Source organism: Legionella maioricensis (genome assembly GCF_023618015.1).
GTDB classification, from domain to species: domain Bacteria; phylum Pseudomonadota; class Gammaproteobacteria; order Legionellales; family Legionellaceae; genus Legionella; species Legionella maioricensis.
In genome coordinates this window covers 450,913-463,995 of sequence record NZ_JAJKBJ010000001.1, presented here as the reverse complement: position 1 = coordinate 463,995, position 13,083 = coordinate 450,913, and the positions used below count along the sequence as shown (strand labels likewise).

The following is a 13,083-nucleotide window of genomic DNA, read 5'->3' as shown; positions in this document are numbered from 1 at the left end:
CAGATAGATTTGATAATAACTCAACTTGACAGTATCATGCTTAGTAAATCTTTTTGAGCTATACTAAGTTAAATCATTTTTTTACTTATAAATTTAATGAGAGTACTGGTTAATTTGAAGTCTGTTCATTAAAGATTATTAACATGGAAGCTAATGATCATGATTAAATTATTCAAAGCAGTTATTGCAGTTTGTTGTCTCTTTGGAGCTACGCTATTGGCAAACTCTTGTTCAGAAACTAAAAATCCTAATATTCATGATCTTAATGTTCATAATAAAAGACCTGGCGGGACCGGCGGGCGTTAAACATTCCAAACAGCTTTTCAAACAGGGATAATCCTCTCAAAGGGATATTAATTCATAATCAAAGAATCAAAAAACACTAACAAGCCATCTACAGAGCACTTGTGCTGTCATTAAAAACAAACCCCGGACAAACAACAGGATATATTTGCTGCGAATAATCCGGGAATTGGATGATGCACCATTATAAGCTGGATCATTTGGAAAAGCGGTACAAAAACTGGTATTAAAAAAGCAAGAGTTCTTCATTTACATCGTGTTATCCGCGTTCTAAGGTCGTATCAGTATCAATACGGGTGTTTTAAACAGTTGGGATAAGTCTCAAATATATGATAGAGTTTTAAAAGCATCGCTAGATGTACTGCATTTTCTATAATTTGGAGTCATTAATGAAAAATACAAGGATGGTTGTACTTCTTTTCGTTATGTTAGCCAGCCTATCTGCGCTACTTAGCGCATGCCACAAAACCCAACAAAATTCTGCGACAACCGAAGAAGGTTATGGTGGCACCAGTGGAGGGCATGGAGGACACGGTGGGCATGGAGGTGGGGGCCACTAGAGATGGCTTTTTAAATCTAAGCCATCGTCTTCAAAAGTAATTATTTTTAAAGTCTCTTATGTAAAGTATTTTTTGTTTCATGGAATTGCATTAGGGAAAAGGTTTGATGTTTAACATGGTGCGACACGAACTAAAGTGAAAAATTATGGATAATACTGCAGTTGCCAAAGACAATGAAAACCCCGTAGGCACTATTGTCGAAGTCAATGGACCTGTTGTAAAAATATTTTGTGATGTGTTACCCCCATTATATCAGTCGCTCAAAACCTACACTGATACGGACAGTTATGTACTTGAGGTGTGTCAGCATCTGGACCAACATCATGCCAGGGCCATTACCTTACATCGTGCCACAGGACTACAACGGGGATTAGCTGTTTATGATCAAGGCACCCCGTTGCAGATTCCGGTTTCTCCTAATTGTCTTGGGCGACTCTTAAATATTTTTGGCGAACCTTTGGATGGGGCTTTGCCCTTAGAAACTAAGGAATATCGTGACATTCTCAACAAGCCCACCTCAATTGACATGACAACGACCCAGGAAGGTATTCTTGAGACGGGAATTAAGGTTATCGATTTACTTTGTCCTTTCGTTAGGGGTAGTAAAACAGGGTTGTTTGGTGGTGCCGGGGTTGGAAAAACCATCCTGCTGATGGAATTGATGCATGCCATCATTCAATTGCACCAAGGAACGTCTGTTTTTGCAGGGGTTGGCGAGCGGATTCGTGAAGGTCATGAATTGTGGCACGAAATGCAAGCCGCAGGTGTCATGGATAAGACCTTAATGATATTTGGGCAAATGGATGAGTCACCCGGTGTACGCTTTCGCACGGGATTAGCGGCATTAACGTATGCTGAATATCTTCGCGATACGCTATCTCATGAAGTGCTTTTTCTCATTGATAATGTTTATCGTTTTGTGCAAGCAGGCAGTGAAATTTCAGGACTTTTAGGCAGAATGTCGGCGAGTGTCGGCTATCAACCGACCTTAATGACGGAGATTGCCGAACTCGAAGAACGGATTACCTCAACCCCGAAAGGTGCTGTTACTTCCGTGCAAGCCGTTTATGTTCCGGCCGATGACATGAGTGACCCCGCTGTGACCGGCATCGTGACCCATTTGGATTCGATTGTGGTGCTCTCACGCGCACAAGCAGGTAAAGGCATTTATCCTGCCATCGATGCACTTGCTTCCAAAAGTAAATTTATGGATAAAATGATTTTAGGCGAGCGCCATTATGCAATTGCGCAAGCCGTACGCGAACATTTGGCACGTTATCAAGAACTTGAAGACATCATTTCCATGATGGGAATTGAAGAGCTTTCATCTCAAGACCGCAATATTGTGTTAAGAGCGCGCAAATTGCAACGCTACCTGACGCAACCTTTTCATGTAACCAAACAACAAACCGGTATTGAAGGGCAATCGGTTGCATTAGAGCAAACCTTAACTGATTGCGAAGCGTTCATCAAAGGCGATTACGATGCATTTTCAGAAGAGGAGTGTTACATGAAGGGGGCTATGAATAAGGGTGCTCATAACTGAAATGGAGCCGTTTACAATTCATCTTCAAAGTGCAACCCAATATGAACAAATCGATACGGTGGTTAGTTTTGTGGGTGAGGATGCTTCGGGGCAGTTTGGGATTTTAGCCAATCATGCCCGCATGATGACCTGCTTAAAATTTGGTTTGGCTTGGTTTCGTGATGAACATAACGAAACGGACTATTTAGCTGTACCCGGCGCGGTGGTTTATTTTAATAAAAATCAACTCTACATTGTGACACGCCATTATGTGCGCCATAAAGAGTATCAAGCCATACACAGTGCGCTCGAGAAAGAATTACAGTTTGAAGAAGAAAATCTTTTGAGCATTAAAGACAGCTTGCATCGTTTGGATGAGGCAATGTTAAAACGTTTATGGGAATTAAAACGGCAGAATGGCTATGGCATTTAAAGATTCAAAGAAGGAACTGGAACAACAGGTGAAACGAAGTGTTCACAAAATGAACCAGGCAAAAAAAAGTAAATCCACTTTATTAGCCCAAACGGTTTATTTAGGGACCTTAGGCTTTGTTTTTGTATTACCGATTATTGCTGGAGCCTATCTTGGGGTTTGGCTCGATGAAAAAATAAAAGGGTTTTCCATCAGTTGGACCATCAATTTAATCCTTGTCGGTGTGATTGTTGGTGCAGTTAATGTGTATCTTATGATTAAGGAATAGCGGTGGGCTCAGAAGGATTTTTAGCGCGCTTTGCATTTTCACTAGGGTGGCTCAACATCAGCCAAAGCCTATTGACTACCTGGCTTATTATGCTGGCTTTATTTCTTTTTGCCTGGGTTTCAACGCGAAAACCATCTCTTCAACCCGGTACTTGCCAGGTTATTTTAGAAGGAATTTTGAGCACCATGCATGATGCAATTAAAGAAGTACTGCCTGCCCATGTAGATTTGGTCTTTTCTTTTGTGGCCACCTTGTGGATTTTTATCCTTATATCCAACTTAATTGGGGTGATTCCGGGATTTTATGCCCCGACTGCTGATTTATCGGTGACGGCCTCCCTTGCGATTTTGACTTTTTTATCAGTGCATTGGTTCGGCATTCGTGCCGAAGGGCTACGCGATTATTTAAAGCATTATCTTAAACCCACGCCTTTTTTGTTGCCGTTTCATTTAATCAGCGAGGTCTCTCGAACGTTGGCCTTGGCAGTACGCTTATTCGGTAATGTGATGAGCTTGCAATTAACCGCATTGATTGTACTTATGATTGCCGGATTTTTAGCCCCTATCCCCATCCTCATGTTGCATATTATTGAGGCCATTATCCAAGCGTATATTTTTGGGATGCTCGCTTTAATTTATATTGCTGGGGGAATTCAATCACACGAGCTGAAGAAGCAAGGAGAATCGTTATGAATGGTATCAGTTGGTTTAGTTTAGCATCAACCGTTATAGCAGCACTCGCGATTGCCATCGGAACCATAGGTCCGGCGCTCGCTATGGGGCGTGCGATTAGTCAGGCACTGGATGCTTTGGCACGACAACCGGAGGCTGAAAAATCCATCACCAGAACTTTATTTATTGGTTTGGCCATGATTGAATCGTTAGCCATTTATTGTTTGGTGATTGTATTGATTATTCTCTTTAGAAATCCATTATTGTCTTATTTTGTTACTCAGCAGGGATAAAATAAATGGAACTGTCTTGGTCAACGTTTTCATTAGAAGTCATTAATTTTCTAGTCCTGATTTGGATTTTAAAGCATTTTCTTTACGCACCCATCCAAAAAACCATTGCAGAGCGAAAAAAAACGGTGCAAGAACAATTAACAACGGCTCAAACCCTGCACAATGAAGCGACCCAGTTACAAATAAACTATGAACATCGTCTCACCGATTGGCAACAAGAGAAAGCAACACTGCAAAGTAGCTTGCAAGAAGAGCTGGAGCAGTGGCAATCAGAAGAAAAGCTTCGTTTTGAACACCAATTACGTGAAGAAAAAGAGCAGGTTTTTGCGCATGAGAGGCAACAATTCGCCGCACTCATTGAAAAAAAGGAACGAGAAGCCTTGCTTTTGGCGGGTAAATTTGCCGCAAAACTCGTCATCGACTTTGCTGATGCCCGTCTTGAAGAGAAAATCATTGCAAAAACCATTGAGGACCTCGCTTCTTTCCCAATCAAACAATGGCAATCGATGAGTGCTGTCTCTGAAGAAGACAGTGTGTGCATCCAAAGTGCCTTTCCCATCAAGGAACAGCAACGGCAGCATCTCATACAAGCCATGGAACATTTAGTGCCTCAAAAACTTAGCGCACGTTTTACTGAAAATCCGGCTCTGCTTGCGGGTTTAACCATTCAAATGGGTTCAGTGGTTTTGCAGGCCAATCTTCGCGATGAACTCAAATTCTTTACGGAGAGCAAAAATGGACTTGTCTAATCGTCCTTCGTTGATTGATAAAACGCGGCAGCGTATTGAGGATTATCAATTTCAAATCAGAGTCTCAGAGCAAGGACAGGTTGTTTCGGTAGGCGATGGCATTATTTGGATTAAGGGACTACCTACTGCCGCCATCGATGAAATTTTAATTTCAGTAGATGGTTGTTGTATCGCGATGGTTTTTCATCTCATGGAAGATTTGGTGGGCGCGATTATGTTGGTGCAAACGAAAAAGCTAAAAGCAGGCACCGCCATGTTTCATTTGAAGCGTGCCTTGAGTCTCCCTGTAGGCGATAAACTTCTTGGGCGAGTGATTGACCCTTTAGGCAATCCGTTAGATGGCGGAGAGGTTCCTCAATGTGAGGAACAGGGCTTACTGGATATGTTGTCTCCGCCCATCATCCATCGCGATTTTGTGAAACGTCCCTTTTATACGGGGAATAAAATTATTGATAATTTAATTCCCATGGGTAAAGGGCAGCGGGAGTTAATTATCGGGGATAATGGGCTTGGCAAAAGCTCGCTGGCCATTGATGTGGTCATTAACCAAAAAAATCAAAATGTACGTTGTGTTTATGTATTGATTGGCCAAAAGCGCTCGACCGTAAGCAATACCATTCAATTATTAAAAGATGCCAATGCCCTAGACTACACAACCATTGTGGTGGCCCAGGCAACGGCATTACCAGGACTTCTCTATCTTGCCCCATTCGCGGGCTGTGCCATTGCCGAACACTGGATGAACAAGGGTTTAGATACGCTGGTAGTTTATGATGATTTGAGTGCGCATGCGAACAGCTATCGAGAGCTTTCCCTTTTACTGCGCAGACCCCCTGGACGCGAAGCCTTTCCTGCGGATATTTTTTATCTTCATTCACGTTTGTTAGAACGCTCCACCTGCTTGGCTGCCGAAATGGGCGGCGGCAGCATGACCACGTTGCCGATTATTGAAACCAAAGAAGGGGAAATTGCAACGTATATTCCGACCAATCTCATCTCCATCACCGATGGGCAAATCTTTTTTGATGAAAAACTCTTTTCTTCAGGTTTTCTTCCGGCCATTGATATCACCAAATCGGTCTCACGCGTTGGTGGTAAAGCCCAGCATCCGCAAATTAAAAAAGAAGCCGGGAGAATGAAACTGGATTACATGCAATTTCTTGATTTGGAAATTTTTACCCGCTTTGGTGCACGACTGGATGCCAAAATGCAAAAGCAGATTCAAAAGGGACGACTTTTAAGAGAAATATTGAAGCAAGACAGGCTATCACCGCTGCCTATTGAGTTTCAGCAAGCCTGGCTTATTGCCTACAACGACGGTTTATTGGACCCATTGACTGTAGATGAGATTCCTCAAGTGCTTAAAAAAATAGAACAAGAACTAAAAAAGACCGACTTGACTTTAGGAAGCTCACGAGAACAATGGAAGAATGCGGTAAAAAGCTGGTTAAATGGCTAAGGCTTAACCTGTCCTTTAACTCACGGAAGATTTTATGACGAAACGAACTAAACTAAAAGAGCACCTTCATACCTTAGAAGAAATTGGTGACATCATGACCGCCATGAAAAATCTATGTTTCATTGAAATGAATAAAATTACTAAGTTTCTTGCCATGCAGGAACAAGTCATGCAAACGCTTCGTGAAGTAAGCCGTGATTTTTTAAGCTTTTATCCTATTTTTCCCACGAATCAACAAGAAGCTCATCCTGCGATTTATATTCTCATCGGCTCAGAAAGAGGCTTTTGCGGCAGTTTTAATGATAATGTGATGCATCAGTTAGATACTTTAAAAGAGCGCGATGCTGAATTTAACCCGGCACTCATAGTGGTCGGGCGTAAACTTGCCTTAAAAATGGCGGATGATACTCGAGTCATGGCCACAATCGATGGACCCAATGCGATTGAAGAAATTCCAGCCGTGATTTTAAACCTGTTACAAACTTTAGAGAAAGTGTCCTCCCAAAGACATATTGCCTTGCATTCCTGGCAGTGGGACATTCTGTTCAATGAGGAAGAACACAATCAAATTCAAGCAAAAACCATGCAACCCTTCAAAGAATTTTGCGCCAACGATGCAAATCATGGTTCTATTCCTCCTCTGCTCAATTTAGCCCATGAGCAATTTTTAGCTGAATTTGTGGATCATTACTTATTTTCCATGTGTTATTCGGTTTTTTATCAATCGTTTTTTGCAGAAAATCATCAAAGGCTCTTTCATTTGAATAGCTCGTTAGATCGTTTGGAAAGTAAAAAGAACTCATTAAAAGAATATCTTAATTTGCTGCGTCAAGAAGAAATTACGGAAGAAATTCAGATTATTATGTTGAGTGCGGAAGCGCTTATTGGCACTAAATAAACAATCAATTTTACGTACCTTGCTTTACAATGATATACTCAAACGCACATTTAAATGTTTTATGCTGCTTGTGGACACGCCATAAAAACACCATCCCAATTTGGAAATTCGGGTAACTCAAGCGACACTAAAATGGTTCATAAGTGATAGGGATATTTGCTTCATGGGGTTATGTGTTCAATCAATCATTACATTGAAGAAAAGGCTAGGTGGCATCACCGTAGTCCTTTTTTCTGTATTTTATTTAAATACGTACGCCACTACTTTGTCAACGCCCCTTTCTTTTTCCGAAGCAGGCCGGCTTGCCATTTTATTTTCTCCTGAACTGAAACGTTTGTGTACTGAGGCGGAAGCTTTGGAGCAGAAAGCCATTGCTGATCGCCAATTACCCGATCCGAAACTGATGGCAGGGACTATTAACGTGCCTACCAACAACTTCAGCTTTACACAAGATGAAATGACGATGATCATGGGTGGATTAGAGCAACGACTTCCACCAGGACATTCTTTAGCTATCAAGTCACGAAGGACTAAAGCAGAAGCGGGGGTCTATCGCGCGCGATTTCAAGAACAAAAGCTGGCTCTAGTTCGTACAGCACATGAGGCCTGGCTTGAATTGTACTATTGGCAGCAAGCAGCTCATATTGTTCAGGCGAATCGTCGTTTGTTTGTGTATTTACTTAAAGTCGCCAAGTCGCAATATGCGCAAGCTATAGCCACCCAATCGGACGTACTGCAGGTGGAAGTAGAACTATCCCAATTAGACGAACAACAAGTTCAAATCACCCAGCAAATAGAACAAGTGCGTGCAAAACTCGGGCGTTGGATAGGGCAAGAAGAGGCAAGACGTCCACTGGCCGCTACGTTACCTAAGTTACCCCACCTCCCATCATTAAATACATTGAAAACTAACATAAAAAGTCATCCTTTATTAAAAGCGGATTTAGGTTCCATTCAGGCCAATCGCGAAGCAGTGGCTTTAGCAAAAGAGCAATTTAAGCCTGGAGTGGTTTTTGATGTCAATTATGGCGTCAGACAAGGCCGCATGCCCGATGGGACGCCCCGTTCCAACATGTTGACCGCGCAAGTTACCGTTGATTTACCCATTTTCCCCAAGCATCGCCAAACACCACGTCTAAGGGAACAATTTCTTCATTTAGAATCGGCATTCTTGGACAGAAATGCCCACTTTCGCGATTTAATGGAAATGCTCATCAGTTCATATGCTGCCTGGGAGCAGCTCGTACGACGCGATGCAGTATTTACGCAAAAGCTGATGCCAGAAGTCAAGCAAAATGCCAAAGCAGCCTTGCTGGCGTACCAAAGTGCCACAACGGACATGAATACGGTGTTGCGTGCCTACAGCGGAGAGCTCAATATCCAGTTGGAGCAATTAAATGTTGAAATTGAGCAGCTTAAAACACGGGTAACACTACTTTACCTAGAAGGAAAAACAGGATGAAGCTGAAAATAGTCGCACTCCTTATTGTGTTACTGGCAGTCATTTTTTTAGTAAAAAAATGTGCTTTCTCTACTGAAAAATCTGCTGGCCAAGAAAGCGCAACCAATGAAAAGGGAAAGCCAGTTTATTGGATTGATCCCATGAATCCTATGATTCGCTACAATAAACCAGGCCTCTCTTCCATGGGGATGAAACTGGTCCCCGTTTATTCCGATAATGAAGGAGCTACAACCAATGGCAAAATAACCGTACGCATAGCCCCTGAGATTGTGGATAATCTTGGGGTACGCACCGCACCTGTCAGAAAAGGAACGCTTGCCCGAAAAATCGACACCGTGGGTTATGTGACCTCAAACGAAAATCTCATTAGTAACATTAATGCTTATGTCGATGGTTGGATTCGAAACCTTGTGGTCAAAACAACGGAAGCTCCTGTGACAAAAGGCCAATTACTCATGCAGCTTTATTCACGAACCCTGGTCAATGCCGAAGAAGAATATTTAATTGCGCTTGAAACCAAGGAGTCGACCCTGATTGATGCCTCGCAGCAAAAATTAATTTCCCTGGGCATGGCCGAAACACAAATTCAACAGTTAAAAAAAACGCGCAAAGCAAGTCAGCTTGTGGATATCTATAGCCCGCAAAATGGCATTGTGGCTACCTTAAATGTTCGCGAAGGCATGCGGATAACGCCTGAAATGAAAATGATGAGTATCATTGATTTATCAACCATCTGGATTATTGTGGAGGTGTTTGAGCAACAAGCCTCATGGCTTAAAGTAGGGCAATTGGCCGAAGCGCAATTTCCTGCTTTTCCTGGCAAAGCTTGGAAGGGTAGGATTGACTATGTTTACCCTCAGCTCAATCTAAAAACACGTACCCTTAAAGTGCGCTTACGCTTTGACAATCCGGACAATCACTTAAAACCCAACATGTATGCCCTGGTGACCTTGTCCCTGACACCCTTGGAACAGGTATTAAGCATTCCCAAAGAGGCCATCATTCAAACGGGTGAGGGAGCTCGGGTAATTATTTCTTTAGGCAAAGGTCGCTTCCAAGTTCAACCCGTAGTCACCGGCATTGAATCAGGTGACCGAATAGAGATTTTATCGGGATTAAAAAAAGGAGACGATGTGGTGAGCTCAGGAGAGTTTTTGATTGATTCGGAGGCCAGTTTAAAAGCAAGTTTGCAGCGTATGAATGACAAGCAAAGCAAAAAAGGGAAAATGAATGTACACTAATATCCATGCAGGGAGTCATAACCCATGATTGCGGCTATTATTCGCTGGTCCATCCAGAATCGGCCTTTTATCCTGCTGGCAACCCTTTTATTAATTCTTTCAGGACTTTATATCCTGAAACAAACACCGTTGGATGCCATTCCTGATTTATCGGATGTACAAGTAATTATTAAATCATTCTATCCTGGTCAAGCCCCGCAAATTGTTGAAGACCAAGTCACCTATCCTTTGACCACCAAGATGATTGCAGTCCCCGGGGCGGTGACGGTGCGAGGCCAGTCTGCCTTTGATGATTCGTATATTTATTTGATTTTCAAAGACGGGACCGATCTGTATTGGGCGCGTTCCCGAGTTCTGGAGTACTTAAGCCAGGTTGCCAATCGGTTACCACCGAATGCAAGTACCGCATTAGGACCGGATGCCACAGGGGTGGGGTGGGTTTATGAATACGCCTTGGTGGATACGACAGGCAAGCACGATTTATCCCAGTTAACAACCCTGCAAGATTGGTATTTAAAGTTTCAGTTACAGAAAGTACCAGGCGTCTCTGAAGTGGCACGGATTGGCGGGATGGTGCGCCGTTATGAAGTGATTCTTGATCCCAGCAAATTACGTGCTTTTGATTTAACCCTATCCCAAGTGATTGCAGCCATTCGAGATGCCAACCAAGAGGCAGGAGGCTCAACCATTGAAATGGGTGAAGCCGATTATATGATACGTGCTCGCGGCTATCTCAAAAAAACTACTGATTTTGAAAACATTCCCTTAGGTGTTTCGAAGCAAGGAACGCCCATCCTCTTATCCGATGTGGCAAGCATGCGGCTGGGTCCTGAAAATCGTCGCGGTATTGCAGAGCTCAATGGCAAAGGCGAAGTAGTGGGTGGCGTCATCATCATGCGGTTTGGTGAAAATGCTATGAAAACCATTCAAGAGGTTAAAGCAAAATTGGCGGAGTTAAAGGACAGTCTGCCACCGGGTGTGAACATTGTTGAAACCTATGATCGCTCAAGCCTGATTCAACGCGCAGTGAATACCCTGAATGATAAATTGATTGAGGAATTCGTCTTAGTATCCTTGATTTGTTTTGCTTTTTTATTTCATTTGCGTTCTGCTTTAGTCATTGTAATTACCTTGCCAATCGGTATCTTGGCTTCCTTTATCATTATGTATTGGCAAGGCATTACGGCAAACATCATGTCTTTAGGGGGCATTGCTATTGCTATTGGGGTGATGGTCGATGCTGCCATTGTTATGATTGAAAATGTGCATAAGCATTTTGAGCAGACTGTAGTGACCAAAGAAAATCGTTGGCAAATTATTCAAGAAGCCACCTTGCAAGTTGGGCCCTCGCTCTTTTTTTCTTTGCTGATTATCATGTTTAGTTTTCTGCCTATATTTACCTTACAAGCCGAAGAAGGTCGTCTCTTTTCACCCTTAGCCTTTACCAAAACCTATGCCATGGCCTGTGCGGCAGCCTTGTCGATTACTTTAGTTCCGGTGCTGATGGGCTATCTGATTCGCGGTCGTATTCGACCGGAAACAGAAAATCCCTTAAATCGTGCCTTGCAAGCGGTTTATCAACCGGTTATTCATGCGGTGCTTAAAGCGCCCAAGACGATTTTAGCAATTGCCTTTGTCCTTGTACTCATTGGTTTTTGGCCAGTCACCCGCTTAGGCTCTGAATTTATGCCGCCTTTAAACGAAGGCGATCTGCTCTATATGCCAACGACATTCCCAGCGATTTCAGTGGGTAAAGCGCAGCAATTAATCCAGCAGATCGATAAATTAATTCTTACCGTTCCCGAAGTCAAATCAGCGTTTGGGAAAATTGGTCATGCAGAAACAGCAACCGATCCGGCATCTATGTCGATGATTGAGACCACCATTCAATTTAAACCACAAAGTGAATGGCGGCCTGGCATGACCTTTGAAAAAATTAGAGACGAGTTGGATCAACACGTACAAATACCCGGTGTGACCAATGTTTGGGTCATGCCCATTCGAAATCGGATTGATATGTTAGCGACCGGCATTAAAACGCCTTTGGGAATTAAAATTATTGGTCCTGATTTAAAAGTCATTCAAGAGATAGGAGAGAAAATTGAACAAGTACTAAAGCCTTTGCCAGGTACTGCATCGGTGTTTGCAGAACGAGTAGTGAGTGCGCGCTACGTGAATGTGGACATTGACCGACTCAAAGCCTCTCGTTATGCCTTAAACATCCGCGGTGTGCAAGAGATGATTGAAAATGCGGTGGGCGGCATGAACATCACGCAGACTGTCGAAGGGCTTGAACGCTATCCGGTGAACTTGCGCTACCCACAGTTTGTGCGTGATTCAGTGGCGCAATTGCGCCAATTACCTATTGTGACTCCTACTGGTGCCCATATTCCTTTAGAGGCCGTTGCGACCTTATCGGTGACCGATGGCCCGGATATGATTAAAACGGAGAATACGCGTCCCGCAGGTTGGGTTTATGTCGATATCGCAGGACGCGATCTCGGCTCGTATACGAAAGCAGCCCAACAGGCAGTGAAACAGAACATCTCATTGCCTCCTGGGTATTCTTTATTATGGTCAGGACAATACCAGTATATGGAACGTGCTGAAGCACGGCTTATGATTGTCATCCCGCTGACGCTGCTGATTATTATTGTCTTACTTTATTTGAATTTCCATCGTTTTTCGGAAGTATTCATTATTCTTGGCACCTTACCTTTAGCGCTCGTGGGTGGAGTATGGTTTATTTATTTACTCGGCTATTATTTATCGATTGCGGTTGGCGTGGGATTTATTGCTTTGGCCGGTGTTTCTGCTGAAACAGGGGTGATTATGCTCATTTATCTTGACCAAGCACTTCTAAAGCAGCAACAACTGGCCCAGCAAGAGGGACGTGCGCTCACCAAAGCCAATGTGCGAAGTGCCGTGATTGAAGGGGCACTGCTTCGTCTAAGGCCTAAGATGATGACGGTACTCGCTATTATTGGTGGTTTGTTGCCCATTATGATTGGCGGTGGCACGGGTTCTGAAGTCATGCGCCGTATTGCTGCACCTATGGTCGGTGGCATGATTACCGCGACCCTACTCACGCTTATTGTGATACCGGCTGTTTTTTTAGTGTGGCAAGAATCAAAAATAACTGAAATAAAGGAGTCCGGTGAGTAAGTGATGAATATCCAGAACACTTCCCAACAAATGGTCCTGGTGTTTCATAACTAGGA

General features: G+C 43.2%; 13 protein-coding genes. All 13 read left to right on the top strand.

Translation table 11 applies throughout. The features are described 5' to 3' along the window. Positions 1–153 precede the first annotated feature (153 nt). The 13 genes from LOX96_RS02065 to LOX96_RS02005 all read left to right on the top strand — a co-directional run bounded on the left by LOX96_RS02065 (position 154) and on the right by LOX96_RS02005 (position 13,027). The gene (locus LOX96_RS02065; protein WP_250456341.1) at positions 154–306 is read left to right on the top strand and encodes a hypothetical protein; all 153 of its coding nucleotides are present in this window, start codon (positions 154–156) and stop codon (positions 304–306) included. Between the two features lie 386 nt (positions 307–692). Then, a complete protein-coding gene (locus LOX96_RS02060) occupies positions 693–863 on the top strand; it encodes a hypothetical protein (protein WP_157010454.1) in 171 nt (56 codons plus the stop codon). 145 nt (positions 864–1,008) lie between these two features. Beyond that, complete coding sequence (atpD, locus tag LOX96_RS02055) at positions 1,009–2,409, top strand: F0F1 ATP synthase subunit beta (RefSeq protein WP_250420744.1); 1,401 nt, start codon at positions 1,009–1,011, stop codon at positions 2,407–2,409. A 1-nt stretch (position 2,410) separates the two neighbouring features. Beyond that, positions 2,411–2,821 (top strand): F0F1 ATP synthase subunit delta/epsilon, encoded by a 411-nt coding sequence (locus LOX96_RS02050; RefSeq protein WP_250420745.1) that lies wholly within the window; start codon positions 2,411–2,413, stop codon positions 2,819–2,821. After that, positions 2,811–3,089 (top strand): AtpZ/AtpI family protein, encoded by a 279-nt coding sequence (locus LOX96_RS02045; RefSeq protein WP_250420746.1) that lies wholly within the window; start codon positions 2,811–2,813, stop codon positions 3,087–3,089. Before LOX96_RS02050 ends, LOX96_RS02045 begins: the two co-directional genes overlap by 11 nt. 2 nt (positions 3,090–3,091) lie before the next feature. Continuing rightward, positions 3,092–3,781 carry a F0F1 ATP synthase subunit A gene (locus LOX96_RS02040; RefSeq protein ID WP_250420747.1) on the top strand — a complete coding sequence of 230 codons (690 nt, stop codon included), beginning with the start codon at positions 3,092–3,094 and terminating at the stop codon, positions 3,779–3,781. Continuing rightward, on the top strand, positions 3,778–4,053 hold the full coding sequence (locus LOX96_RS02035; protein WP_250420748.1) for a F0F1 ATP synthase subunit C: 276 nt from the start codon (positions 3,778–3,780) through the stop codon (positions 4,051–4,053). The genes LOX96_RS02040 and LOX96_RS02035 overlap by 4 nt, the downstream gene beginning before the upstream one ends. Before the next feature lie 5 nt (positions 4,054–4,058). After that, positions 4,059–4,802, top strand: a complete 744-nt coding sequence (locus LOX96_RS02030; RefSeq protein WP_250420750.1) for a F0F1 ATP synthase subunit delta — start codon at positions 4,059–4,061, stop codon at positions 4,800–4,802. Continuing rightward, the gene (locus LOX96_RS02025) at positions 4,789–6,261 is read left to right on the top strand and encodes a F0F1 ATP synthase subunit alpha (protein WP_250420751.1); all 1,473 of its coding nucleotides are present in this window, start codon (positions 4,789–4,791) and stop codon (positions 6,259–6,261) included. Before LOX96_RS02030 ends, LOX96_RS02025 begins: the two co-directional genes overlap by 14 nt. 34 nt (positions 6,262–6,295) lie before the next feature. Then, positions 6,296–7,159: a F0F1 ATP synthase subunit gamma gene (locus LOX96_RS02020; RefSeq protein ID WP_250420752.1), complete on the top strand. Its 864-nt coding sequence runs from the start codon at positions 6,296–6,298 to the stop codon at positions 7,157–7,159. A 163-nt stretch (positions 7,160–7,322) separates the two neighbouring features. Then, positions 7,323–8,621: a TolC family protein gene (locus LOX96_RS02015; RefSeq protein ID WP_250420753.1), complete on the top strand. Its 1,299-nt coding sequence runs from the start codon at positions 7,323–7,325 to the stop codon at positions 8,619–8,621. Further along, complete coding sequence (locus tag LOX96_RS02010) at positions 8,618–9,862, top strand: efflux RND transporter periplasmic adaptor subunit (RefSeq protein WP_250420754.1); 1,245 nt, start codon at positions 8,618–8,620, stop codon at positions 9,860–9,862. Before LOX96_RS02015 ends, LOX96_RS02010 begins: the two co-directional genes overlap by 4 nt. Before the next feature lie 24 nt (positions 9,863–9,886). Continuing rightward, positions 9,887–13,027: an efflux RND transporter permease subunit gene (locus LOX96_RS02005; RefSeq protein WP_250420755.1), complete on the top strand. Its 3,141-nt coding sequence runs from the start codon at positions 9,887–9,889 to the stop codon at positions 13,025–13,027. The last annotated feature ends 56 nt before the right edge of the window (positions 13,028–13,083 follow it).